The organism is Chlorobium sp. (assembly GCF_049593655.1).
In the GTDB taxonomy this organism is placed as follows: Bacteria; Bacteroidota; Chlorobiia; order Chlorobiales; family Chlorobiaceae; genus Chlorobium.
Genome location: NZ_JBAWHG010000048.1, coordinates 33163 through 57252 on the forward strand (window position 1 = coordinate 33163; position 24090 = coordinate 57252).

At 56.1% G+C, this 24090-nt stretch carries 23 protein-coding genes and 1 tRNA gene; 4 read left to right on the forward strand and 20 right to left on the reverse strand.

Features of this window, described 5'->3' with window-relative positions; translation table 11 throughout:
• Window positions 1–3 precede the first annotated feature (3 nt).
• The 11 genes from WBP50_RS08160 to mtgA all read right to left on the reverse strand — a co-directional run bounded on the left by WBP50_RS08160 (window position 4) and on the right by mtgA (window position 9030).
• Window positions 4–774 (reverse strand): metal ABC transporter ATP-binding protein, encoded by a 771-nt coding sequence (locus WBP50_RS08160; protein WP_423933243.1) that lies wholly within the window; start codon window positions 772–774, stop codon window positions 4–6.
• Window positions 771–1679, reverse strand: a complete 909-nt coding sequence (locus WBP50_RS08165; protein WP_423933246.1) for a metal ABC transporter solute-binding protein, Zn/Mn family — start codon at window positions 1677–1679, stop codon at window positions 771–773. Before WBP50_RS08165 ends, WBP50_RS08160 begins: the two co-directional genes overlap by 4 nt.
• A complete protein-coding gene (locus tag WBP50_RS08170; protein WP_423933249.1) occupies window positions 1676–2107 on the reverse strand; it encodes a Fur family transcriptional regulator in 432 nt (143 codons plus the stop codon). Before WBP50_RS08170 ends, WBP50_RS08165 begins: the two co-directional genes overlap by 4 nt.
• Before the next feature lie 94 nt (window positions 2108–2201).
• Window positions 2202–3890, reverse strand: coding sequence for a 2-isopropylmalate synthase (gene leuA / locus WBP50_RS08175; RefSeq protein WP_423933252.1), 1689 nt, complete (start codon window positions 3888–3890; stop codon window positions 2202–2204).
• Between the two features lie 337 nt (window positions 3891–4227).
• Window positions 4228–4704, reverse strand: a complete 477-nt coding sequence (locus WBP50_RS08180; RefSeq protein ID WP_423933255.1) for an META domain-containing protein — start codon at window positions 4702–4704, stop codon at window positions 4228–4230.
• Between the two features lie 104 nt (window positions 4705–4808).
• Window positions 4809–5546, reverse strand: a complete 738-nt coding sequence (locus WBP50_RS08185; protein WP_423933257.1) for an ABC transporter permease — start codon at window positions 5544–5546, stop codon at window positions 4809–4811.
• Complete coding sequence (locus WBP50_RS08190; protein WP_423933260.1) at window positions 5543–6526, reverse strand: ABC transporter ATP-binding protein; 984 nt, start codon at window positions 6524–6526, stop codon at window positions 5543–5545. The genes WBP50_RS08185 and WBP50_RS08190 overlap by 4 nt, the downstream gene beginning before the upstream one ends.
• 33 nt (window positions 6527–6559) lie before the next feature.
• Window positions 6560–6727, reverse strand: coding sequence for a hypothetical protein (locus WBP50_RS08195; protein ID WP_423933262.1), 168 nt, complete (start codon window positions 6725–6727; stop codon window positions 6560–6562).
• A 63-nt stretch (window positions 6728–6790) separates the two neighbouring features.
• A complete protein-coding gene (locus tag WBP50_RS08200; protein WP_423933265.1) occupies window positions 6791–7075 on the reverse strand; it encodes an ArsR/SmtB family transcription factor in 285 nt (94 codons plus the stop codon).
• A 70-nt stretch (window positions 7076–7145) separates the two neighbouring features.
• Entirely contained in the window at window positions 7146–8063 is a 918-nt protein-coding gene (locus WBP50_RS08205; protein WP_423933267.1) for a hypothetical protein, read from the reverse strand.
• A 55-nt stretch (window positions 8064–8118) separates the two neighbouring features.
• Window positions 8119–9030, reverse strand: coding sequence for a monofunctional biosynthetic peptidoglycan transglycosylase (gene mtgA / locus WBP50_RS08210; RefSeq protein WP_423933270.1), 912 nt, complete (start codon window positions 9028–9030; stop codon window positions 8119–8121).
• A 335-nt stretch (window positions 9031–9365) separates the two neighbouring features.
• Between mtgA and WBP50_RS08215 the strand changes: the two genes are divergently transcribed.
• A complete protein-coding gene (locus WBP50_RS08215) occupies window positions 9366–9791 on the forward strand; it encodes a c-type cytochrome (protein WP_423933273.1) in 426 nt (141 codons plus the stop codon).
• 126 nt (window positions 9792–9917) lie between these two features.
• Here WBP50_RS08215 and WBP50_RS08220 read toward each other — a convergent pair.
• From WBP50_RS08220 to atpA, 6 genes are all read right to left on the reverse strand, one after another.
• Window positions 9918–9990, reverse strand: a tRNA-Arg gene (locus WBP50_RS08220).
• A 48-nt stretch (window positions 9991–10038) separates the two neighbouring features.
• On the reverse strand, window positions 10039–11928 hold the full coding sequence (gene mutL, locus WBP50_RS08225) for a DNA mismatch repair endonuclease MutL (RefSeq protein ID WP_423933275.1): 1890 nt from the start codon (window positions 11926–11928) through the stop codon (window positions 10039–10041).
• Window positions 11929–12020: 92 nt separating this feature from the next.
• Complete coding sequence (locus WBP50_RS08230) at window positions 12021–13292, reverse strand: CinA family nicotinamide mononucleotide deamidase-related protein (protein WP_423933278.1); 1272 nt, start codon at window positions 13290–13292, stop codon at window positions 12021–12023.
• An 8-nt stretch (window positions 13293–13300) separates the two neighbouring features.
• On the reverse strand, window positions 13301–15775 hold the full coding sequence (thrA, locus tag WBP50_RS08235) for a bifunctional aspartate kinase/homoserine dehydrogenase I (RefSeq protein WP_423933279.1): 2475 nt from the start codon (window positions 15773–15775) through the stop codon (window positions 13301–13303).
• Between the two features lie 177 nt (window positions 15776–15952).
• Window positions 15953–16828 carry a F0F1 ATP synthase subunit gamma gene (locus WBP50_RS08240; RefSeq protein ID WP_423933281.1) on the reverse strand — a complete coding sequence of 292 codons (876 nt, stop codon included), beginning with the start codon at window positions 16826–16828 and terminating at the stop codon, window positions 15953–15955.
• A 50-nt stretch (window positions 16829–16878) separates the two neighbouring features.
• The gene (gene atpA / locus WBP50_RS08245) at window positions 16879–18459 is read right to left on the reverse strand and encodes a F0F1 ATP synthase subunit alpha (RefSeq protein WP_423933283.1); all 1581 of its coding nucleotides are present in this window, start codon (window positions 18457–18459) and stop codon (window positions 16879–16881) included.
• A gap of 243 nt (window positions 18460–18702) precedes the next feature.
• Here atpA and WBP50_RS08250 point away from each other — a divergent pair, with 243 nt between their 5' ends.
• From WBP50_RS08250 to WBP50_RS08260, 3 genes are read left to right on the forward strand one after another with little or no spacing between them, the layout of a single operon-like run.
• The gene (locus tag WBP50_RS08250; RefSeq protein WP_423933286.1) at window positions 18703–19665 is read left to right on the forward strand and encodes a homoserine kinase; all 963 of its coding nucleotides are present in this window, start codon (window positions 18703–18705) and stop codon (window positions 19663–19665) included.
• A 24-nt stretch (window positions 19666–19689) separates the two neighbouring features.
• Window positions 19690–21003, forward strand: a complete 1314-nt coding sequence (gene thrC / locus WBP50_RS08255) for a threonine synthase (RefSeq protein ID WP_423933288.1) — start codon at window positions 19690–19692, stop codon at window positions 21001–21003.
• 16 nt (window positions 21004–21019) lie between these two features.
• A complete protein-coding gene (locus tag WBP50_RS08260) occupies window positions 21020–21736 on the forward strand; it encodes a lysophospholipid acyltransferase family protein (RefSeq protein ID WP_423933291.1) in 717 nt (238 codons plus the stop codon).
• Here the strand turns inward: WBP50_RS08260 and ribE are convergent.
• The 3 genes from ribE to hemE all read right to left on the reverse strand — a co-directional run bounded on the left by ribE (window position 21727) and on the right by hemE (window position 24083).
• On the reverse strand, window positions 21727–22194 hold the full coding sequence (gene ribE, locus WBP50_RS08265) for a 6,7-dimethyl-8-ribityllumazine synthase (protein ID WP_423933433.1): 468 nt from the start codon (window positions 22192–22194) through the stop codon (window positions 21727–21729). The two genes, WBP50_RS08260 and ribE, sit on opposite strands and share 10 nt — an antisense overlap.
• Before the next feature lie 21 nt (window positions 22195–22215).
• The gene (locus WBP50_RS08270) at window positions 22216–22857 is read right to left on the reverse strand and encodes a D-sedoheptulose-7-phosphate isomerase (RefSeq protein ID WP_423933293.1); all 642 of its coding nucleotides are present in this window, start codon (window positions 22855–22857) and stop codon (window positions 22216–22218) included.
• A 170-nt stretch (window positions 22858–23027) separates the two neighbouring features.
• Window positions 23028–24083 (reverse strand): uroporphyrinogen decarboxylase, encoded by a 1056-nt coding sequence (hemE, locus tag WBP50_RS08275; protein ID WP_423933295.1) that lies wholly within the window; start codon window positions 24081–24083, stop codon window positions 23028–23030.
• Window positions 24084–24090 lie beyond the last annotated feature (7 nt).

Genomic DNA, 24090 nt, shown 5'->3' on the forward strand with positions numbered 1-24090 from the left:
GAGTCAGGATTTGACGTTGGATTCCGGCCGATCGTGAGCGTGAGGATGATGAACCAGCAGATCGACCGTGTAGGGATAGATCTGCCGGGCGGTATCTCCTCCCGGGGTGCCCTCGGGGTTTTCCCGCATCACCATGCTGCAGTTAAGGCAGAGCACTCTCCCGACAAAACGGCTGACCGTACCGGTATCGTGGGTCACCAGAACAATGGTGATACTTTTTTTGAGCTGATCCAGCAGATCATAGATAGATGTCCTCATTTCAGGATCGACGCTTGCCGTCGGTTCATCGAGCAGAAGCAGTTCGGGCTTTCCGGCAAGAGCGCGCGCAATAAGGACACGCTGCAACTCACCCCCTGAAAGAGCGCCGATTCTGCGGTTACCGAGCGCACTCAGCCCGACAATCCCCAGCGCTTCATCGGCCGCCGCCCTGTCGGCTTTGTTGTAGTGCTGAAAGGGGGTTTTCAATGCCATCCGCCCCATCAGCACCGCTTCCCTGACCCCGAGGGGAAAATCACGATCGAAAAAAAGCCGCTGGGGAACATAGCCGATCTTTTCGGGAAAGCGCCCCGGAACGGCTCCGAACACCAGGACGCGACCTTCGACAGGCTTCTGCAGGCCGAGCAGTACGCGAAGCAGCGTGGTTTTCCCTCCTCCGTTCGGGCCGACAATGGCAAGAAAATCGCCTTCATCAACCGAAAAGGAGAGGTCCCTGAGCACCGTTACCCCTCCAAGCTCCACGCCGAGCCTGTCGCAGCGGACGATCTCGCGCGTCATTGCATCGCCTTCAGAAACGCCCCGGTTGCCTGCCGGAGATTCTCCTGATAGTCCCGGGCAAGCGGATCGACCGTTCCGGTCACGCCGCCGATATCTCTCGCTATGGCTTCGGCCTGGACCGTGCTGAATTGAGGAGAAACGAAAACCACCCGGATGTTCGAGGTTCTTGCCCGCTCTATGACCTCCTGCAGCTGACGGGGCGTGAGCGTCTTGCCCTCCTCTTCGGCGGCTATCTGTTTCAGACCGAATGCGGCGGCATAGTATCCCCAGGCCGGATGAAACACAAGAAAGCTGCGGTTCTTCAGCGGTGCAAGCCGGTTACGGATATCGATCTGCAGCGATTCCAGTTCTGAAACGAGCTCATCGGCATTGGCGGCATAACGCTCCCGATTGGACGGATCGGCCTGAACGAGAGCCTTCTCGATATTCCTTGCAATAATGACGCCATTTTCAGGAGAGAGCCAGTAGTGCGGATCAAAGCGGCCATGGTGATGGTGATCGGCATCATCATGGTGCTCTTCTTCATCGGCATGCTCTTCCTGGCTCACGGGAATGAGGGTGACACCTTCAGAAGCATCGCAGACCCGAAGCTTCGGGTTGAGCGAAAGCATTCGGGGCATCCAGTCCAGTTCGAACTCCACTCCGGAACCGGCCTTGACGAACAGTGAAGCGCCGGAAAGGGCGGACATCTGCCGGGGAGTCGGTTCATAGCTGTGAGGATTTCCTCCCGGCGGCACCATGACCGATACGGCGATACGGTCGCCTCCTATCCTTTCGGCAAAATATGCCAGCGGAGCTATCGAAGCGACAATCCGAATCCTGCCGCTTTCGGGAGATGTGCCGCAGCCGTTCTGGAGCAGCAGAAGCAGCAGCATGGACAGGAGGGTAACCGTTCTCTGGATCATGATTGGCCTTTGTTTGTTTCTGATAGACAGGAGGGACAGATTCCTTCGAACTGCGCAATATGGGAAAGCACCCGGTAACCGCCGACCATCATGCCGTCGGGGTACCGGCACTCGTCGATCCGGCCTATTTGGCCGCAGGAAACACAGACAATATGGTGGTGATGATGCCTGCTGAGGCCGGAACAGATGGCATAGCGCCTTTCCCTGCCGAAACCTGCCAGACGGAACAGAATGCCGCACTCCGCAAGCGTATCGAGGTTGCGGTAGATTCCCGGCAGTCCGCACCTGCCGAACTCCGCCTTCAGAACGGCCTGCACCTCGAGAGGCGAGAGCGGCTTAAGGCTCTCACGGAAGAGGTCGATCATCGCCCGGCGCCTGGGTGTTGCCTTGAGGCCGGCTTTCCTGATCAGATCGAGGGCGTCCTGCATATCCTAAATGGAAATTATTTCTGTTTAAGATACAAAAAAAACGCAACACCCACCGGATCTGCTGCGGAAAACCGCTGCAGATCCGGGTATGCTTTTAAGGGAGGCGGTTCAGGGCGCTGACAATAGCCTTGATCGAGGCAAGGCTGATGTTGGAATCGATACCGGCACCGTAGGATACCCTGCCGTCGGAACAGCCGATTCTGATGTAGGCCACCGCAAGCGCCCCTGCACTCTGACCGATGGCGTGTTCGGCATAATTCTCAACGCTGAAATCAAGACCGCTCACCTCCATGAAACCCTTGACAAACGCATCGACAGGACCGTTGCCCTTGGCGTCTATGCCGAACTCCCTGTCCTTCATCTGAACCGTACAGGTAATGATGGTCGCCTCTTCGTCAATACGCCCGGGATCCTCATCGTCCCAGCTGATGTGGCATTTTTTCAGCACGAACGGCTCCTTGAGCTTCACGTACTCCTCGTGAAACAGTTCATGAATGCGCTCCGGAGACAGCTCCTCGCCGGTCCGGTCGGCAACGGCCTGAACCGCTTCGGCAAAATCGGGCTGCATCCACTTGGGAATCTGGATGCCGTAATCCAGCTCAAGCACATAGGCCACGCCACCCTTGCCGGACTGGCTGTTGATGCGCACGATAGCCTCGTAGTTGCACCCGACATCCTGAGGATCGATCGGCAGATAGGGAACGTCCCAGATACCGTCCTGCGAGCCCTGATGCGCTTTCATGCCCTTGCTGATGGCATCCTGGTGCGAACCCGAAAACGCCGTATAGACCAGTTCCCCTGCGTAGGGATGGCGCGCATGCACATCCATGCGGGTGCACTTCCGATAGACCTCGCGGATTCTCGGAAGATCGGAAAAATCGAGTTCGGGATCGACTCCCTGACTGAACAGGTTCAGCGCCATGGTAACGATATCCATATTGCCGCACCGTTCCCCGTTGCCGAACAGGGCCCCCTCTACCCGGTCGGCGCCGGCCATCATGGCGAATTCGGCAGTAGCGACCGCAGTTCCCCGATCGTTGTGCGCATGCACGCTGATCAGGACGGCGTCACGGTTTTTGATGTTGCGGCAGAACCACTCGATACGGTCGGCATAGATGTTCGGCCTCGACATCTCCACGGTCGAAGGCAGGTTGATAATGATGCTGTCCTCCGGGCCGACCCCCCATGCGTCCATCACCGCATGACAGACTTCGAGCGCATAGTCAAGTTCGGTGCCGGTAAAGCTTTCCGGAGTGTACTCGAACCGTATGCCTGAGTTGCCGCTCTCCTCCTTCAGCCGGCGCACGAGCTTCGTGCCCTCGACGGCGATGGCCTTGATCTCCTCCCTGTTCTTGCGGAACACCACATCCCGCTGCTGACGTGAGGTCGAGTTGTAGAGATGCACGATCGCACGATCCGCACCCCTGACCGCCTCGAAGGTTTTCCTGATGAGATGCTCCCGTGCCTGGGTCAGCACCTGAATGGTGACGTCATCGGGAATGAGATGCTGCTCGACGAGCCTTCGAACAAAAGCGAACTCGGTGGCCGACGCCGAGGGGAAACCAACCTCTATCTCCTTGAAACCGATGGAAACAAGAAGCTGAAACATCGCAACCTTCTCGTCCACGCTCATCGGAACCGGCAGCGCCTGGTTGCCGTCCCTCAAATCGACGCTGCACCAGATCGGAGCCTTGCTGATGGTGTTGTCCGGCCATGTCCGGCCGACGATGTCCACTGCGGGATAGGCAGTGTACTTCCGGTAATTCATCCCTTTCTTTTTCATTCCTGCTTGTCCTCTTTTTAATCTTTTAATCCTCGAAACGAAAAAAGCCGCGAGCCCTGAGAGGCCGGCGGCTTTAAAAACAGTTCTTTTCCTGCGGAAAACGAACTAAAAAGCACCTCCCCTTAGAGCCCTCCCGCTCTGGAGTAGTAGCAGACCTAGGCCCGCCGCAAGGCTGTTCAGGTTCTTCCGGTGCATGATTTTCCTAAAAAAGCGTTCCCTGTAAAACGAAATACATTGCCGTAATATACAAAAATCTCTCATGAGTGCAATTGCAACATAACAACGCGGCAGAAGCCTCCGCTGTTCCCGAAACACCACGAAACAGCGCATGCCGGCCTCACCTGACCGGTATAAGCTCCATAACGGCTCGCCCTCCCCTGTCAAGAAGAATCAGCCTGCGACCTGAAATCTCATAAGCTGCCGTGCCGCGCATGGCACCAAGAAAGCGCCGTTCCTGATCCATGATTTTCGGAGAACAGGCCATGCGCGTACTCCCGAGCGACACGAAGGAAAGTCTGGCCGCCTTATGGCTGTAAACGCCGTTGATATTGTTGCAGCCCGTCGAGCCGCCAACACGCCCGCCGCTGTGCAGAATGAGATGCGCATCTATTTTCTGGCCGGGAAAAAAGGAGGCCTTGCGATCCAGAATTTCAACCGCCCTCCAGGTCGTGCCGATAAGTCTGGGAGCCGAAGAGGGGCTGGATCCGTCAGGTTTCGAGTATGGTACCGAGCAACCGGTCGCCATGAAAAGAAGCAGAAGAAAACCTATCGAAGCCGATGCGCAAAAAGGTCTGTATTGCAATGAATATACCATGATCGACAGATTTTCAGGTTGCCGGCAGACGCAGGCCGATTGTTGCAATGTACCTTTACGTACCGCCATTCTCCGCAGAAAGTTCATGGAGGAATAAGGCCCGGCTACCCTATCCAGTGCCGGTTAATGCTGCGGAGGCACAGTACGAACAGCAGAAGGCAGAAACCGGCAAGAGCGGCGAAATCGAGAGCCGAAGGCAGAAGCTGCTCTCCATGGATGGCCGCGTGCAGGATATCCACCCCGTAGGTGAGGGGAAGCATGAAGGATACCGGCTGGAGAAACCCCGGAAGGGCAGTGACCGGAAAAAACAGCCCGCAGAGAAATATCATGGGAAAGCGCACGAAGTTCGAAAGCGTCTGAACCTCGAACACCTCGGTGGCCAGAATGGCGAGCAGCAGACTGAGATAGGTCGAAACGACGGCCATAAGCAGCACGGCCGGCACCACCATGCGCCAGTCGGCGCCGGAAAGATCGGCAAACCAGAATCCGAGCAGGACCGGCACCAGCGCGTTGAACATGCCGAACAGGATTGCTCCTGAGGTTTTGGCCAGCATGAGCAGAACAAGCGGTATCGGCGAAAGGAGCAGCCGGTCGAACGCCTTTGCCTTCTTCTCGAACGTGACGGCAACGGCAAGCATGGAACTGGTTCCGAAAAGAATAGACAGGGCGATCATGCCGGGAAGCACCGATAGAAGCGAATGGATCCCCTGACCGGAACGAATGAAAAACATGCCTGTCCAGGCAAGAGGAAAAAGCAGCCCCCAGCTCACGTTCGGAGGCTTGAGGTAGTATGCCGTCATGTCTTTGCGGACAATTCCCCAAAAGGCAATCCACGTTTTCATTGCCGCCGCCCCCTCTCTTTTTCCTTCAGCATGCTTCCTGCTCCGATGCCGGTTATCTCCACAAAAACGTCTTCCAGTGAAAGCACTCGTTTCCTGGCCTCCTCCACCTCCACTCCGCGCTCTTCGAGAAACCGCACCAGGGAACCGGCTTTCAGCGGCTCACCGGATTCAACCCTCAGCTCGTCCGGGGCCGGAAGATAAAAATCGAGTCCCGGAAATGCCCGTTCGAGATCCCCGAGCGGAACCGTACACCCGCCCGAAAGCGAAACCGTCAGGACATGGCGCCCCTGAACCGGCTGCAGCAGCCGTTCGACGGTGTCGGTACGAACAATTCTTCCGCCGGCAATAAATGCTATCCGGTCGCACAGCCGCTCGGCCTCCCCGATGAAATGGGTCGTAAGAAATATGGTGACGCCCTCCCGATGCAGAAGGGAAAGCAGCTGGCGTATCATGCGAGAGCTCTCGACATCGATGCCGGAGGTGGGCTCATCGAGAAAGAGAAGCGGCGGACGGTGCATGATGGCGGCGGCGATCACCAGCCTGCGCTTCATGCCTTTGGAATAGCCGGAAAACTTTCTCGACGAGGCCTCGCCGAGACCAAACATATCGAGCAGCTCCGAAGCCCTTCGGCGCCGTGCCTCTCGCCGCATGCCATAGAGTGCGCCGGAAAAACAGAGGTTGTCGAATCCGCTCAGTTCGGGGTAGAGATTGCTTTCGTCGGAGACAACGCCTGTCAGGTGCTGGGCAGCCTTCGGGTTGCGGCTGCAATCGATGCCTCCGATCACTATCGAGCCGGCATCTGGACGGCTCAGCCCCGTAAGCATGCTCATGGTGGTAGTTTTTCCCGCGCCGTTCGGGCCGAGAAAGCCGAACAGTTCCCCCTCGGAGACCTCGATATCGATCCCCTGTACAGCCCGGACATCCCCGAACCGTTTTTCCAGCCCGCTCGCCCTGATTGCCGGACCAGCCATGGTGCTCATCGGCTCTTTACTGCAACAGACAAAGCATCCTGCTCAGGATCCGCAGCAGCATTTTTTCTTTTCAGCAGGGTTCTGGGGAGTCTGGCAGACATGCTCCTGCGGTGTTCCGTGACACTCCTGAACCTGCTGGGGCGAGCACTCTTCGGGTTTTCCTTTCAGCATCTCAGGCTTTTCACATTTGTTCTGTTCCTGTGTCATCATTCTGCTCCGTTTGATAGTTCAACAAGTTTTTCAGGCCGATACTTTTCGCCGTTTCAAAAAAAATCAGGCATCTTCGTGCGTGAGGAACCGGTCGGCATCCCGCTTCAGCCGTGCAAGAGCCTCCGCATTGACCCTGTAGTGCACGAAATAGCCTTTTTTTTCTGCCTGCACCAGATCCGCATCGCGAAGAATGCGCAGATGCTGCGACACCGCTGCAGGCGTGATGCCAAGAGACTTGGCAAGGGCATTCACGCAGAGCGAACGGCTCCTGAGCATTTCAAGCATCTCCACACGGGTTTCAACCGAAAGTACCTTGAATACCCTGGCTATTCTTCCGGCATTGGTCACTTCAGCCTGTTTTTAATTAAGTACCTGCGCATATAATGTAACAATATCCGGGAAAGCGCCAAACTGCAACTCAGGACTGAGTCAGCCCTCCTCCGCCACGAACCATCTCCGAGGCTCGGGCTTTCAGGGTGCGGAACTCGGCGCTCACGGCCTCGATTCTCGACTCCCATACAGAATCGGGAGCCGTCCGGCCTGCCTCATCAAGAAATGTCAGCATGGTCGAGGTGCAGGCTATGGGATCGAAGAGTACCCACTTGGCCGAGATGCCGAGAAAAAGTGCCAGCATGAAGAGCGCGAACTTTCCGAAAGCCCATGATTGAGGAAGCACGAACGCAATGGCGCCGAAAGGCACCATGAACACGATCGTTGTAAGGATGACGAAGAGATAACTGAGCAGGGTCAGGGCAACCGCGTTCTTCAGCAGGGGTTTCCACGACTGGCAGTAGATAAGAATGCCGGATTTCGCCGCATCGAACACGTTCGGGTTTTTCGTGCGGAAGGTCCAGGCGATAACGGACTCGTCGATATAGGTGAGACTGAAGGTCACGATGCGCTGAACGACGGATGCCAGTCCTTCAAGCGCAGGAATGGGCACTGCCTGCATGATGTTGAACAGGGTGCGATTGAGAGAAACAAGCACACCCTTGACCAGCTGATCGACGAGGGCGAGCACACTGACCTCCCTGAAACAGCTCATGACCCGCTCCTTTGCCCAGGCCGTCTGTGAGATCCCTTGCGGTAACGCTCCATTTTCCACGATTTCGGTAATCAGGGCGATATGACCGGCCTGCAGCAGGTAGAGTACATACTCCCGGATGAACCTGAAACCGAATCCCCCGCCGAGCAGCAAGAGAAAAAACAGCACTGCCGCCGCGCCGCCGCCGAAAACAGAGCCGATGAGCGCAAGAAAACCCAGAAAAACCGCCACCACCGCGACAATCACACCGTAAACCATTGCACGATAGAAAAGATATGCGCTGGTACGCATGACGATGCCTGTTGCCCTGCCAAGCTGAAGTGCCATAGTTTGAATCTCCCTCGCCTCAGGGATTTGATGAACCGGTTTCAGGCGAAGGTGCCGGGCTTTCTCCGGTGGCGTCGGAATTTCCGTTTCCCTCGCCGGATCCGGGAGCTTCCACCCCAGGGACGGAAGCGCTGTCGGATGATTCAGCCTGCTCGATCAGATAATCCGGAACCCCGACAACGACGGAATCGACTGTTGTGGTATCCGGTGGAGAAGTCATGACCTCCTGATAATCGGGCACCACGATTCCCCGCCTTCGCATGATGGCGTAAATGTGGCGGGCCCGGCTCCTCACGTAGCTGGACGGGTGGACCGGCGAATACTCCAGGGGATTGGGCAGCACTGCGGCCAGACGCGATGCCTGCTGAGCGGAAAGTCCGGCGGCACTGACACCGAAATAGTGGCGGGCCGCCGCTTCGATACCGAATATGCCGTCTCCCCATTCGGCTACGTTCACGTACAGTTCAAGAATCCTGCGTTTTGTGAGACTCTTTTCGATCCTCCAGGTCAGGATAGCCTCCTTGATTTTCCTGACAGGATTTTTCGATGGTGAAAGGAAGAGATTTTTGGCCAGCTGCTGACTGATGGTGCTCGCTCCCGACTCGAACTTCTTTGCCTCGATATTTTTTTCGATCGCCTTTTCAATGGCTTCATAGTCGAACCCCTTATGCTCCCAGAATTTGTTGTCCTCGGCGATCAGTACGGCCTTTACCAGATTGGGGGATACCCTGTCGAGAGGAACCCACTTCTGGAGAATTTTCCTGTCGTCGAGCCCATCTCTTCTCCACTGGTCTTGACGGTACTCCATGAATGCGGTAACGGACGGATTTTCGCGGGCGAGTTGACCGACATCGGGAAAAACCAGGTAGCGGGCTACATCGATAACGAAAAACAGCAGGAGAAGGGTCGCGAGAGTTCTGACAAGCTTCATGTTCCGTACATTTGAAATCAAAAGATTATCCCCGTAAAGGCCTTTTATTTGACCGTAAAATACCAATAATCGGTCATATGACGTCAGGATGCGGGAAAATTGTTCCCCGCAATAATAAAATCTTTACCTTTCCGGAGAGCCCCCGTCAATGGTCGCGTGCGGTACCTCCATCCCTGCAGGAGCGGCATGACTCCGCATCCTGATGCCCCTCCCGCAGATGAGAACCCGGCAACACCGATGACAATCCGGAAGATGGTGACACCGGCCTCCCGGGGCTGATCCGCAAAAAAATGAACGCTGACGCCTGTAGCACAATACCAGCAAAAAACACTGCCATGAAACCGATTCTTATCCTGCTGCCGGCCCTGCTGCTGGCTCCTCTTGCCGCCCCTGAAGCACACGGCGCATCAACGGGTCCCGATGGAAAGGCCCTGTTCGACAGAAACTGCGGCGTCTGCCATTCGGTGAATCCTCCGCCGAAAAGCGCTCCGCCCATTGTGCCGATCGCCTCGGCCTACCACCGGCAGTTCGCATCGAAAGCTGCGGGAGTCTCCCATATGGCGGCATTCCTGAAATCGCCGTCGAAAGCGGCATCGAAGGTAGATCCGGAAGCCATTACCCGTTTCGGACTGATGCCTCCTGTGGCGCTGGGCGATGCAGAGCTGAAGGCGGTAGCCGGCTGGGTCTGGGATCAGTATAATCCGAACATGGGACAAGGAGTGGGCGGCTCACAGAACGGGGGAAACGGCAACTGCCGTTAAACCGGAGGCATTCATCCTGCAGCCATACCGGAACCTCCGGGACAACATCCGGAGTTCCGGGCCGGCTGAAAATAAAAAAAACAGGGCAAGGCCCTGTTCCTTTCACAACTCGCCCGAAAAGCGATGTACCCTTGGGCAGACTCGAACTGCCGACCCACAGTTTAGGAAACTGTTGCTCTATCCACTGAGCTACAAGGGTATGCGCTTGAATGTAGTTTTTTTCACAGAAACATGCAACCCCGCCCGGTTACGTCCGCCCGAACATCCTGTCGAGCTGATCGAGCATCAGCTTGATGATGACCGGCCGTCCATGAGGACACGAATAGGGCACCCGTGTCGCGAACAGGTTGTCGATCAGGGAGCGCATCTCCTCAAGGCTTAGTTTCTGGCCCGCCATAATGGCGTTGCGGCACGAATAGGACTTCGCAAGGTTGTCACGCTTCTCCAGTCTGAGCTTCGAGGCGTTTTCCTGGTAGCCGGAAATCATGTCCTGCAGGATGGTGACCTCCGTTCCCGAACGAACATCCTGGGGAATCCCTTCAATCATGACGGTTCTCGACCCGAAATCCCTGAGATTGAAGCCGAGACGGTAAAGATCGTCGCGGATATCCTCGAATACCTCGTACTCCCACTGGCGGAGTTCGACCTTCTGGGGAAAAAGCAGCTGCTGGGAGTTCGGCACGTTCTGGTTCATGACATCGAGCGCCCTTTCATAGAGCACCCGCTCATGGGCGACATGCTGGTCGATGATCATCATGCCGTTCTTGATCTGGCAGATGATGTACTTGTTGTGCAGCTGCCAGATTTTCGGCTCGGCCCCGCCCGGTTCAGTATCGCTCTGGTCGTCCTGAAACCTCGACTGGAGAATGGTGGTCAGCACTTCATCGCCCGCAGGTACTCCGCTCTCTTTCCTCCACCTCTCTTCAGCTTCACGGAGAGGAAAAATCTCCTCCTGCCGTGACGATCCGGACCTCTGAGGGGAAGCGGCCGCAAGGGAGTTTTCCCGGAAACCCTCATAGAGTTCCCCCGTCGTCGACATCTTTCCAGGACGATCATGGTACATGAGCCTGCGGTAGAGCGCCTCGTCCACCTGTCGAACCTCACCCCCCGGCGACTCCTGAAGGGGAGCTGCCGAGAGATCGGGCGAAAAATCATGGAGCTGAACCGCCCTCTTGATAACAGGATAGAACATGTTGCGCACGCTGCGCTCATCCTCGAATTTCACCTCGAGTTTCGCCGGATGAACGTTGACGTCGACACGTGAGGGCTCGATACCGAGAAAGAGCATCGCAAAAGGGGCCTGACGCTCCGCGAGCAGCTCCCCGTAAGCCTGCTGGAGCGCCTGGGAGAGCATGCGGTTCTGGATGATCCGCCGGTTGACGAAGAACAGCTGATCGGATTTATGGCGCTTCATCATCCCCGGCTTTCCGATAAATCCGTGGATGGACAGATAATCGTTCTCCTCGGTGATGGCAAGCAGTCCTTCGGAAAAACCGGAGCCGTAAAAGTAGTCGAGGCGTTCGCGGATATCCGGGCTCCTGAAATGAAACAGCTCTTCGTCATCGCTGTACATGCGCCACTCGATATCGCCGTAGGCGAGCGCAAGCGCCTTTACGGCTTCGAAAATGTGGCGGAATTCCGTTGCATTGGATTTCAGGAACTTGCGGCGGGCCGGTACGTTGTAGAACAGGTTCCTCACACTGACGGAAGTCCCCTCTTCACCGGATACCTCGCTCTCCTCGAGAAGCGCCCCTCCCTCGTACCGGAACCTGAGCGCGAGAGCGGAAGCGGATTGCCTGGTTTTCATTTCGAAATGGGAGACCGATGAGATGCTGGCAAGCGCTTCGCCTCTGAACCCGAGACTCATCAGGGTATCGAGGTCCTCGACTCCCGAAATCTTGCTGGTGGCAAAACGCTCGACCGAGAGCAGTGCATCCTCGCGGTTCATGCCCGAGCCGTTATCGATAACCCTGATCAGCTCCTTGCCGGCATCCTTGACCATGACGGTTATCCTGGACGCGCCTGCGTCGATTGCATTTTCAAGGAGCTCCTTGATAACCGAAGCCGGACGCTGAACAACCTCGCCGGCCGATATTTTATTGGCAACCGTATCCGGTAATCTTGAAATTTTTGCCATTACAACCCTGTAAATACGTTTATCGCTTCCGGTTTCACCGAGTAACCGTCGACCGATCCTGCCGCTGCAGGCCGAAAAAAACCTTCAGCCGGTCACTGCCCTGTTTCCTGAAGATACTTCCATACTTCCCGCAACGCCGCTTCGCTGAAACGCTGCTTGTTCTGCAGCCTTGTGCCGTACATCCGCAGCGACGCCGTTCTGGAACCGATACTGCCGTCCTGCTGTTTTCCTGCAATACCGATACAGAGCGTCCCCACCGGTTTTTCCCGGGAACCTCCTGAAGGTCCGGCAATGCCTGTGGTAGAAACGGCAACATCGGCGCCGCTCTTTGCAAGACAGCCTCGAGCCATCTCTTCGGCAACGGCTTCGCTGACCGCGCCGTACCTGTCGAGAGTTTCCGGAGAAACGCCGAGCAGCCGGACTTTAGACTGGTCGGCATAGGACACCACCCCCTGAAGAAAATATACGGATGAACCCGGAACATCGGTCAGGCGGCTTGCCACAAGCCCGCCGGTACACGATTCGGCCACGGCGATGCTCCTCCTGCTTTCGGCAAGCATCCTGCCGACCGTCTCTTCGAGGGTGGCCTCTCCGGTTGCGTAGACAAAACGACCAGCCCTGCCAAGAACGGCCTCGACCACCCTGCGGTTGTCCTCCTCCACGCTCTCCATGGTGGCGCCGATGGTGGTGACGACAAGATCGACGCCGGCCGTATGCGGAAGATAGGCGAGGGTCGTTCCTTCGGGAAGGGCATCCTCGACGGCTTCGATGAGTTCGGCAAGCATGGTTTCACCGATGCCGACCGTTTTGACCGGGGTATGCAGCATGACCGTCGGGCTTTTTTCGGCAAAAAACGGTATGACCGTTCCGCGCATCATGGCCTGCATTTCAGCAGGTACTCCCGGCATCAGCACCAGGTGGTGATCATGAAAACGTTCGCCGCAAGGCACAATCATGCCGGCCGCCGTTCCCACACTGTTGGGAACAAGCAGGGAGCCTTCGAGAATCATTGCCTGGTCCCGCATGCTTTCCGGAAAGGAACGGCCTCTCGCGGAAAACCAGGAAGAAAGCTTCCCGAATGCTTCGGGGCTCTCTTCAAGACCTCTCTGGAGAAGCCGCATGACGGCTTTCTTCGTCCGGTCGTCACGGGTCGGCCCGAGACCTCCGGTCACCAGAACAATATCCGCCCTTGAAAGAGACTCTGAAAATACCGTACCGATGGCAACCTCATCATCGGCACAGGCCACGATCCTCGAAACCGGAATACCGATCTCTCCGAGAGCGGAAGCAATGAAGGGCGCATTGGTGTTGACCTTTCCGCCTTTGAGCAGTTCATCGCCGATTGAAACGATTTCAGCAACCATTTTTTACGCTATACCAGATAACTTGCGATACGCAGAATATCGGCGAATACCCCTCCTGCGGTCACTTCACCTCCTGCTCCCGGCCCCTTGACCACAAGAGGCGTCATGAGGTAGCGGTCGGTGGTAAAGACCACCAGATTTTCGGTACCGTTCAGTCCGGCCACAGGACTCTCGAGCGGAACCCGCTTCAATCCCACTTTCGCCTTGCCTTCCTTGAGTTCGCCGGTATAGGCGATGCTAAAGCCCTCTCTGGCGGCGCTTTCCATCTCGGCGGCATACCAGTCATCTATGGCCGGGAGGCGGTCGAGAAATTCGGCGGGGGTCATCTCGCCACGGCACGATTCGGGAACAAGGCTCTGGCACTCCACATCGGCATACTCCAGCTTATAGCCAAGCTCCCTGCCAAGAATGAGCAACTTCCTGGCAAAATCAGCGCCCGAAAGATCGTCCCTCGGATCGGGCTCGGTATAACCGGCGTCTCTCGCTTTCCTGACGATCTCGCTGAACCGGCCACCCTTGCGCAGCTCGTTGAAAATGAAACTCAGCGTACCCGACAGCACCCCCTCGATACAGAGTATCCGGTCACCGCTGTTCTTCAGGTCGTTGAGCGTACTGATGATCGGAAGCCCCGCCCCGACATTGGTTTCATACAGGAACTTCGCGTTGCTCGATCGCTGGGCATCCATGATCCTGCGGTACAGAGCCCACTCTCCGGCCATGCCGAGCTTGTTGGCCGTGGCCACGGAGATGTTTGCCTGAAGCAACTCCGGATATTTTTCGGCAACCAGCCTGCTTGCGGTACAATCAACCACAATTGTATTGTGCCTATTCGCTTCCTTGATCAGCCCGATATACTCATCGATACCGGCCCGGCCATCACGTGAAGACCGTTCATGCATTTCGTGTATAGTGTCATACCAGTAATCCATCTCTTTCCTGTCACCATCAATCACCATAACTCTTGTATTGGCCAACCCGCATACCACTACGTCAAGATCCATCTCTTTCTGCAGGGTCAGGCGATGCTGCCGGATCTGGCTGATAAGACTTTTAGCGATAGTTCCGGTGCCGGCGATGAAGACATGCACCTTGCGCATCGACAGGAAGAAGGACTCATGAATGCAGTTGAGCGCCTTGTCCTCGTCGCCGCTTTCGATGACGAGCGAGATGTTCATCTCGTTGGCTCCCTGAGCGACAGCGATCACGTTGATGCCATTTTTGCCGAGCGTCTCGAAAAGCTGCGCCGACACCCCCGGATGACCGGACATCTTGTTGCCGACCACGGCCACCATTGCCAGATTGCGGCGAACGCTGACCGGATCGATCCGGCGCTCATCGATTTCGCGGACAAACTCCTCTTCGAGCACCTTCTTGGCCATCATCGCCTGCGCGGGCATAATTGCAACACTGATGGACTGCTCCGAAGATGCCTGGGAGATGAAAATAATATTGATGCTGTGCCGGGCAAGGCAGGTAAAAAGACGTGATGCCGTGCCGGGAACACCTGCCATGCCGCTCCCTGAAAGGCTCAGCAGAACCACATGGTTGATCGAGGTCAAACCGGTAACCGTTCCGGGCCGTCCTTCCTGCAAGCCGGATTCATTGCCGATTCTGGTGCCGGGACTGTCCGGATTGAATGAATTTTTTATCCGCAGAGGAATACCTGCCTTCATGACCGGCTGCACGGCAAGTGGATGGAGCACTTTCGCGCCGGCATGGGAAAGCTCCAGCGCTTCGACATAGCTGATCTCGGGAATGACCTGTGCATCAGTCACCCGCTTCGGATCGGCACTGTAGAAACCATCGACATCGGTCCATATCCACACCTCCTCGGCATGCAGGGCGGCGCCGAGAATCGTGGCCGTAAAATCGGAACCGCCCCGACCAAGGTTGGTCACGCTTCCATCCGGAGCGGAAGCGATAAAACCGGTGACAACGGGCAGTGAATGAAATTCGCTGAACCGCTCGCGAATCCGCTTGCCGGTAGCCAGACGATCAACTTTGGCATAGCAATGGTTCTCATCGGTCACAATCAGACTGCGAGCATCGATACATTCTGCCGGCGTTCCCGAAAAATGGAGATAGCGACTGACAATCCTGCACGAAAGCCGTTCGCCGTAACTCAGTACAAGAGCAAGACTTTTATCGGAAAGCTCCCTCAGCAGAAACACCCCGTGCAACACATCCCTCAGCTCGGCAAGCAGCTCCTGAAGCCAGGAATCTTCTGCTGATGCTGCTTCACGGAACAGTTCGCGAACGATCCCGCTGTGCAATGCTGCTATCCCGTCAAGTTTTTCACGGTAAGCCGCATCGCCTTTCCCTGCCAATAAGGCGATCTCGGCAAGCATATCGGTTACTTTCCAAATCGCCGAAACCACGATGATAAGTGAAGTCCTGCTCGACGCATTCTGGATTATACCGGCTACATTGCAGATTTTTGTCGCTGATGCGATCGACGAACCTCCGAACTTGAATATCTTCATTCTGACGTTAACACATTCATTGAATAAATGACCGGCGCCCTCATCACGAACTTACGAAATAAACATCATTTCCATGAAGACGTCAACCCCTTCAGGGAAAAACGCACCGGTTCGGCAAAAAAAAAGCGCCCATGCGGGCGCTTCTAAAACAACACATTCGGTCAAGAGAGTGCGTTATCAGTTCTTCAGGGCATCAGCGCCGGCCACGATCTCGCTCAGCTCTTTGGTAATGGCTGCCTGACGGGCCCGGTTGTAGCTGATATTGAGCGTTCTGAGCAGCTCCTTGGCGTTTTCCGTCGCGGAGTCCATTGCCGTCATCCTTGCGGCCTGCTCGGCGGCATTGGATTCAAGCATCATTCTCCAGACCTGCGTGCTCAGATGCTTGGGTACAAGCTCATCGATGATAGCCGCGGGAGAGGGCTCATAGATATAATCGCCGCTGTTCTCCTTTCCGGTGCTTTCGGCTGCTATCGGAAGCAGATCCTCGGCTTTCAGGACTGGCGCAAGCACGCTCTTGAACTCGTTGTACACAACGATAACCCTGTCGGCTTCACCGCGCAGGTACATTGCGGAAGCGGTTTCGGCGATCTCCTTTGCGACGCTGAAATCGAGGTTCTGGAACACCGAAGGATACCCCTTGACGATGGAGAATCCCCGTTTACGGAAATAGTCAAACCCCCGGCTACCTGCGCAGATCATGCACACACCACCGTTTTTGTACTGGGCAGCGTAGTCCTCCGTAACCACCTTCTGGGCCAGCTTGATGATGTTTGTATTGAAGGCTCCGCACAGACCTCTGTCGGCTGCGATGAGAATCACCAGTACTTTTTTAACATCCTGACGGCTCGAAAGCAGGGGATTGAGCGATGTATCCACCTTCGCCGAAAGGGAGCCCAGCATCTCCTTCAGCTTGCCGGCGTAGGGTCGGGCCATGATTGCCCGCTCCTGCGCCCTGCGCAGCTTGGCCGCCGCAACCATTTTCATGGCCTTGGTAACCTGCTGCGTGGATTTTATCCCCTTGATTCGTACACGTATATCCTTTAATGTCGGCATGTATTAGGGTCTGTTAATAAATTATATGCTTACTTGCTCTTCAATGCGCTTCAGGCCTTCACTTTCTGGTTGAAAGAGCTGACGAATCTCTCGGCGGCCTCCTTCAGCTGTTTTGCCGTGTCGGCTTCAAGCGAACCTTTTTCAGCAATGGTCTTCAGGACTTCAGGATGCTTGTGTTCGAGCATGCTGAGGAACTCCTCCTCGAAACGGCGGATATGAGCAACCTCGACGGCATCGAGCAGTCCCTGGGTACCGAGGAAGATGATGGCGACCTGCTTCTCGACGGGCATCGGGATATACTGACCCTGCTTGAGAATTTCAACCAGCCGTGCACCTCTGTCGAGCTGAGCCTTGGTGGTCTTGTCCAGATCGGAACCAAACTTGGAGAAGGCCTCGAGTTCACGGAACTGGGCAAGGTCGAGACGAAGCGTACCGGCAACTTTCTTCATCGCCTTGATCTGGGCGGCGCCGCCGACGCGCGATACCGAAATACCGACGTTGATGGCCGGTCTCTGGCCGGAGTTGAAAAGGTTGGACTCAAGGAATATCTGTCCGTCGGTGATGGAGATCACGTTGGTCGGGATGTATGCCGAAACGTCACCGGCCTGCGTTTCGATAACCGGCAGCGCCGTAAGGCTTCCGCCACCCTTGACCAGCGGCTTCATGGCATCGGGAAGATCGTTCATCTTTCTGGCGACTTCGATATCGTCAGTGATCTTTGCAGCTCTTTCAAGCAGACGGGAGTGCAGATAGAACACGTCGCCGGGATATGCCTCGCGTCCCGGGGGACGGCGGAGCAGGAGGGAAAGCTGACGGTAGGCCACGGCCTGTTTCGACAGATCGTCGTAGACAACCAGCGCATGACGTCCGGTATCACGGAAATACTCGCCGAGCGCCGCACCGGCAAAAGGCGCGATGAACTGCAGCGGAGCGGGATCCGATGCTGTTGCGGAAATCACGGTGGTGTACTCCATTGCTCCGTACTTCTCAAGCGTGTTGACCACCTGGGCAACGGTCGATCCTTTCAGCCCGATGGCAACATAAATACAGAAAACCCCTTTGCCCTTCTGGTTGATAATGGTGTCAACGGCGACGGCGGTTTTTCCTGTCTGCCGGTCACCGATGATCAGTTCGCGCTGACCGCGACCGATCGGGATCATGGAGTCGATAGCTTTCAGTCCTGTCTGAAGCGGTTCATGCACAGACTTGCGGAAGATAACGCCCGGAGCCCTGCGTTCGAGAGGTACCCTGATTTCCGTTTCAATGGAACCCTTGCCGTCAATCGGCTCTCCAAGGGGGGTTACCACCCTGCCGAGCATGGCCTCGCCAACCGGAACCGAAGCAAGAATGCCGGTTCTTCTGACCGTATCGCCCTCTTTTACCGTGTTTGATTCACCGAACAATACGCAGCCGACATTGTCTTCCTCAAGGTTCAGAGCCATACCCATCACCTTGTTGGGGAACTCGAGAAGCTCACCAGCTGCAACCTGTGATAAACCGTACACACGAGCAATACCGTCACCAACCTGCAGCACTGTTCCCACATCATAAACTTCCGCCTCGGACTCGAAACCGGCAAGCTGCTTGCGAAGTATGGATGAAACCTCATCAGGCCTGACTGTTGTAGACATATCGTATTCGCTTGGTTATTTGTTTTTAAGAAAAGAGAAAGATTCTGCTTACCTTCTTTTGAAATCTGACTCGGTCTTTTACCATTCAAAAAATAAAAGCCAAATTTAACGAAAAGCTTTTAGTTATTCAAATTCTCTGCATAATTTGATGACCGCGCTTTTCCGGCTTCCGGCAATCCTGCCCGGTACAGACACAATACAGAATAAAGACTAACCAGACAAAGAGAAGTTACAGCAAACAGTATGAAAACGGTCAAGGGATTTGCTTCCGCTACAGTCGGCAATGTTGCCTGCGGATTTGATGTACTGGGATTTGCCATTACCGAGCCTGGTGATGAAGTGACCCTGACCCTGCTTGACGAAAAAAAAGAGGATTGCCCGGTATCACTCACCGGCATTACCGGCGACGGCGGAGCCCTTCCTCTCGATCCCAAAAAAAACACCTCCAGCTTTGTCGTCCTGAAGTTTCTCGAATATATCCGGACGCACAAGGATATCGATTTTTCCGGCCATATCTCCCTCGAACTGAAAAAGAACCTGCCGCTCAGCAGCGGCATGGGCAGCAGCGCGGCAAGCGCCGCCGCGGCTCTGGTTGCGGCAAATGAACTGCTCGGCCAGCCGTGCACAAAAATGGAGCTTGTGCATTTCGCCATAGAGGGGGAACGGGTCGCCTGCGGTTCCGCGCATGCCGACAATGCCGCCCCGGCAATCCTTGGCAATTTCGTGCTGATCCGCAGCTATACGCCGCTCGATCTCATTACCATCCCCTCGCCGAAAGATCTCTTCTGCACGCTTGTCCATCCCCATACGGAACTCCGCACCTCGTTCGCCCGTTCGGTACTGCCCCGGAATATCCCGCTGAAAACGGCAATCCAGCAATGGGGAAATGTCGGAGCGCTCATCACGGGGCTGCTCACTTCGGACTACGAACTGATCGGCCGCGCGCTGGTCGATGTGGTTGCGGAGCCGAAACGCGCTCCGCTCATTCCGGGATTCTTCGAAGTCAAGCATGCCGCACTCGAAGCCGGTGCGCTGGGCTGCAGCATTGCCGGGTCGGGACCCTCCCTGTTCGCATTTTCGTCATCGGAAAAAACCGCAAGAGAGGCTGGTGATGCGATGCAGCACGCCTTCCGCTCATCAAAAGCAAACCTCAACTCCGATATGTGGGTATCACCCATCTGCAGCGAAGGGGCCAGAATACTGTAAATCTCACTGTTTTTTCAAGCGCGTATGATCTACTTCAGCACAAACAAGACATCCACTCCTGTCTCCATAAAAAAAGCCACGCTCGAAGGTCTCGCTCCTGACGGAGGGCTTTACGTACCGTCCATGGTCCCGGAATTTTCCCTGCCGGAGCTGGAGCTGCTCGAAGGAGGAAACTTCACGAGCATCGCATTCGCCATCGCAAAAAAGTTCGTCGGCGGCGAGATACCCCTCGATCATCTCGGCGATATCATCGACAGCTGCTTCCCCTTCGAAACGCCGCTCGTCGAACTTGAAAAGGGCACCTTCATTGAAGAGCTCTTTTCCGGCCCGACCCTTGCGTTCAAGGATTACGGAGCAAGGTTCCTTGCCCGCCTCACCGGATACTTCGCATCGGAAGAGCGGAAGCTCATCACCGTACTGGTAGCCACCTCCGGAGATACCGGCAGCGCGGTCGCCTACGGATTTCAGGGCATCCCCAATACAAGGGTCGTCCTGCTCTATCCTTCGGGCAAGGTCAGCCGCCTTCAGGAACAGCAGCTTACAACCGCGGGAGGCAATGTGCATGCACTGGAAGTACTGGGTGATTTCGACGACTGCCAGCGACTGGTCAAACAGGCCTTCATCGATCCCGAACTCAGGGAGCAGCTTACCCTGACCTCGGCCAATTCCATCAATATCTCCCGACTGATACCCCAGTCCTTCTATTATGCATGGGCATCGCTCCATCTGAAGGCGGAGCACGGCATGCAAAACCCGGTCTTCTCGGTGCCAAGCGGCAACTACGGCAACCTTACCGCCGGAGTGCTTGCCATGATGATGGGGTTCCCGATCGGGCATTTCATCGCCGCATCGAACGCCAACGACAGCGTCACCCGTTATCTCGATGAGGGCAGGTACGAACCGCGTCCTACCATCCCGACGCTCTCGACCGCCATGGATGTAGGCAACCCGAGCAACTTCGCCAGACTCCGGCATTTCTACAACAGCGACTACCGGGCGATGGGCGCCGACATCACCGGGATTTCCGTTTCCGATGAAGCCACAACCGCCGCGATCCGCAATATTTACGGACGCTACGGATACATTGCCGATCCGCATACCGCCGTCGGGTTCCACGCGCTCGAAGAGTACCGCAAACAGAGCGGCAGCAGGTCGCCGGGCATCGTACTCTCAACGGCCCATCCGGCAAAATTCCTCGAAGTGATCGAAGAGGCCCTCGAACGGGAGATCGAGATTCCCGAACGGCTTCGTGTGGTGCTCGAAAAAGAGAAAAAAGCGGACCTGATCGGCACGGACTACAGGGAGCTTGCCGATTTCCTGAAACAGCTCGACCGGTAACCGGGGGAACAACCGCATGAACCTGCGCACACTGCTTTTTTTTCTCATTATCATCCCGGTCATGTTCTTCGGCATGTCCGGCGCTCTCGTTGTGAGTATATTCGAACGCACCGGTGACTCCTTCGCCCGTCTGGCTTCCTGGTGGGGAAGGTTCAGCGCCGGAGTGTTCGGCATCGCCATCGAGGTGATCGGCAAGGAAAACTACAGAACGGACCGGAACTATCTGGTCATCAGCAACCATGCCGGCATGGCCGATATCCCGCTGCTTCTCGGAGCCATGAGACTGAATCTGCGCTTTGTGGCAAAAGAGGAGCTTGGCCGGATTCCGGTTTTCGGATGGGCTCTCAAGCGGTCGGGATATGTCATGATCAAGAGGGGGCAGAACCGGGAGGCGCTGAAAAGCCTGCTGGCCGCAGCCGATGTCCTCAAAAGCGGACGCTCGGTGCATATTTTCCCGGAAGGCACCCGTTCGGAAACGGGAACACTGCTGCCCTTCAAGCGGGGAGCGTTTCTCGTAGCGCAGAAAGGGGGCGCCCCGCTACTGCCGGTCACCATTATCGGCAGCAACCTGATCACCCCGAAAAAAAGCCTCAGAATCAACAGGGGAACGGTACGGATCGTTATCGGAAAACCTCTCGAACCGGCCGGGTTCAGCACTGTCGAAGCTCTTATGGAGGCATCCAGAAAGGCGATCGAGGCCAATCTCGTCCGGTACGGCAGCAGTCAGAACTGACGGTAGAGGTTCACCATTTCCATCGCCGTCATGGCGGCGTCGAATCCCTTGTTGCCGGATTTCGTGCCGGCACGCTCGATTGCCTGTTCGAGGTTGTCCGTAGTCAGCACCCCGAACGATACGGGAACCATGGTGTCGAGAGAAACCTGTGCGATTCCCTTGGTCGCCTCGGCGGCAATGACATCGAAATGGGGAGTCGATCCCCTGATAATCACGCCAAGAGCGATCACCGCATCGGCACTGCCGCTCAGGGCGACTTTTTTCGATACCATCGGCAACTCGAAAGCGCCGGGACAGCGGTAGATGGTGACGTTCTCCTCGCTGCCCCCGTGGCGGAGGATACAGTCAAGAGCGCCTTCAACCAGCTTCTGTCCGATAAAATCGTTGAAACGGGAAACCACCAGCGCAAAACGGATGCCACTGGCGCTGAGCGTGCCTTCAATCTGTTTTATCTGCATCATGATTGTGAGTTTAAAACGTTAGGTTTTCGAGTGGCCGTAACCGAGCATCCGCTCGACAAGATCGATGATAACGTGGCCTATGGTAATATGACACTCCTGTACCCGGTCCGCTGATCCCGAATGAGGCACCACGATCGAAAGATCGGCCGCACCTTTCATCATGCCGCCATCCCCCCCGAGCAGCGCGATGGTTTTCATGCCGTGTTCGCGGCCGTAGTGCAGCACATTGAGCACGCTCCGGCTGTTGCCGCTGGTCGAGAGGCCAAGCACCACATCCCCTTCCCTGCCGTAGGCTTCGGCAAGCCTGCGGAACACCTCATCGTAACCGAGGTCGTTGGCTCCCGCAGTCAGCGCCGTCGTGTCGGCGTTCAGGGCTATGGCCGGCAGCGCCGGACGATCCACGCTGCTCCGGTAGCGGATGGTCAGCTCGGTAGCCAGGTGCTGCGCATCAGCCGCACTCCCCCCGTTGCCGCAGAGCAGCAGCTTGCCCCCCTGCTCGAAGGTAGAGGCCAGAAGGCGCGCCATGGCCACGATAACCGCACTGTTCTGGCGGGCAACACTCTCCTTCAGCCTGGCGCTGTAGAGCATGGTGTCGAGCACAACCTCTTCGTATGGCGTACGGTCGGTCAGGCCCGCCGGACATCTGCATTTGCCGGTCATAACAGAGAGTTTAACACTGGGACGACGTTGAAAACTGATAATATAAGGAAAAAACAGGGCATGCACCACCCCCTCCCGTGATACCCGAAGGGGACCGAATCTTAAAAAAAAACTCCGCCTGACGAGCAGCATCAGGCGGAGTTCAGGAGAGATGAAAACAGAAACCCTCCCTAGTGGTATTTCGCGCTCTCTTCCTTGACGAATTCGACAAGAAGCTTCAGGTTGGCCGGATCGACGTCGGGAAGGATACCGTGGCCGAGGTTGAAAACATGGCCCGACCCTGCGGTATGCTGACCGAACTGCCTGAGGACCTTGGCGGCTTCCGATCTGATTTTTTCGGGCGTTCCGTAAAGCACCGTGGGATCCATGTTACCCTGCAGGGCCACGCGGTCGTTGAGCTCCTTGCGCGCCTTGGCGATATCGATGCCCCAGCCGAGCCCCATGGCATCGCAGCCGGTATCGGCGATATCGGAAAGGATGGTATTGCAGTCCTTCGAGAAGACAATAACCGGAATGTCCGGGTATTTGGCCTTTACTGCCTGAACATTCTCCCTGATGTAGGGCAGTGCGAACTCGCGGTAATCGTCTTCCGAAAGCGCGCTGGCCCAGGAGTCGAATATCTGGATGGCATCGGCACCGGCCTCGACCTGCTTGAGGAGGTAGGCGCTGATGGTTTCGGTGATCTTTCTGAGCAGCTGATGGGCCATCTGCGGCTCGCGGTACATCATCTTCTTGGCGAAAGCGTAGTTCTTCGAACCGCCGCCTTCGACGGCGTAGGTGAAGAGCGTCCATGCTGCGCCCGAGAAACCGATAAGGGGAACGCGGTTGTCGAGCTCTTTCTTGGTGAGACGGAGGGCATCCATAACATAGCCGAGCTTCTCGTCGATGTCGGGTACGATGAGTTTATCGATATCGGCCTGGCTGCGGATAACCGGAGTAAGCTTGATTCCTTTTGTTTCGATGATCTCGACATTCATGCCCATGGCTTCGTTGACAACAAGAATGTCGGAAAAGATGATGGCGGCATCGACACCCATCAGATCAACTGGCTGGATGGTTACCTCGGCAGCCAGTTCAGGCGTTTTGCAGAGGGTCAGAAAGTCCGTTTTTTCTCTGACTGCCCGATACTCCGGAAGATAGCGACCGGCCTGCCTCATCACCCAGATAGGCGTCCGGGAACACGGCTGACGCTTCAATGCCCGGAGGAAAAGATCATTTTTGAGCATGCAATGC

Bases quoted from the DNA above. Each gene is read 5' to 3' on its own strand.
- WBP50_RS08185 (WP_423933257.1), bottom strand. From the start codon at position 5,546: ATGAAAACGTGGATTGCCTTTTGGGGAATTGTCCGCAAAGACATGACG.
- leuA (WP_423933252.1), bottom strand. From the start codon at position 3,890: ATGAAAAAGAAAGGGATGAATTACCGGAAGTACACTGCCTATCCCGCA.
- WBP50_RS08190 (WP_423933260.1), bottom strand. From the start codon at position 6,526: ATGAGCACCATGGCTGGTCCGGCAATCAGGGCGAGCGGGCTGGAAAAA.
- WBP50_RS08195 (WP_423933262.1), bottom strand. From the start codon at position 6,727: ATGATGACACAGGAACAGAACAAATGTGAAAAGCCTGAGATGCTGAAA.
- WBP50_RS08170 (WP_423933249.1), bottom strand. From the start codon at position 2,107: ATGCAGGACGCCCTCGATCTGATCAGGAAAGCCGGCCTCAAGGCAACA.
- thrA (WP_423933279.1), bottom strand. From the start codon at position 15,775: ATGAAGATATTCAAGTTCGGAGGTTCGTCGATCGCATCAGCGACAAAA.
- WBP50_RS08230 (WP_423933278.1), bottom strand. From the start codon at position 13,292: ATGGTTGCTGAAATCGTTTCAATCGGCGATGAACTGCTCAAAGGCGGA.
- WBP50_RS08250 (WP_423933286.1), top strand. From the start codon at position 18,703: ATGAAAACGGTCAAGGGATTTGCTTCCGCTACAGTCGGCAATGTTGCC.
- WBP50_RS08180 (WP_423933255.1), bottom strand. From the start codon at position 4,704: ATGGTATATTCATTGCAATACAGACCTTTTTGCGCATCGGCTTCGATA.
- WBP50_RS08260 (WP_423933291.1), top strand. From the start codon at position 21,020: ATGAACCTGCGCACACTGCTTTTTTTTCTCATTATCATCCCGGTCATG.
- hemE (WP_423933295.1), bottom strand. From the start codon at position 24,083: ATGCTCAAAAATGATCTTTTCCTCCGGGCATTGAAGCGTCAGCCGTGT.
- WBP50_RS08160 (WP_423933243.1), bottom strand. From the start codon at position 774: ATGACGCGCGAGATCGTCCGCTGCGACAGGCTCGGCGTGGAGCTTGGA.
- WBP50_RS08240 (WP_423933281.1), bottom strand. From the start codon at position 16,828: ATGCCGACATTAAAGGATATACGTGTACGAATCAAGGGGATAAAATCC.
- WBP50_RS08205 (WP_423933267.1), bottom strand. From the start codon at position 8,063: ATGCGTACCAGCGCATATCTTTTCTATCGTGCAATGGTTTACGGTGTG.
- WBP50_RS08270 (WP_423933293.1), bottom strand. From the start codon at position 22,857: ATGACCGGCAAATGCAGATGTCCGGCGGGCCTGACCGACCGTACGCCA.
- mutL (WP_423933275.1), bottom strand. From the start codon at position 11,928: ATGGCAAAAATTTCAAGATTACCGGATACGGTTGCCAATAAAATATCG.
- mtgA (WP_423933270.1), bottom strand. From the start codon at position 9,030: ATGAAGCTTGTCAGAACTCTCGCGACCCTTCTCCTGCTGTTTTTCGTT.
- WBP50_RS08165 (WP_423933246.1), bottom strand. From the start codon at position 1,679: ATGATCCAGAGAACGGTTACCCTCCTGTCCATGCTGCTGCTTCTGCTG.
- atpA (WP_423933283.1), bottom strand. From the start codon at position 18,459: ATGTCTACAACAGTCAGGCCTGATGAGGTTTCATCCATACTTCGCAAG.
- WBP50_RS08215 (WP_423933273.1), top strand. From the start codon at position 9,366: ATGAAACCGATTCTTATCCTGCTGCCGGCCCTGCTGCTGGCTCCTCTT.
- ribE (WP_423933433.1), bottom strand. From the start codon at position 22,194: ATGCAGATAAAACAGATTGAAGGCACGCTCAGCGCCAGTGGCATCCGT.
- thrC (WP_423933288.1), top strand. From the start codon at position 19,690: ATGATCTACTTCAGCACAAACAAGACATCCACTCCTGTCTCCATAAAA.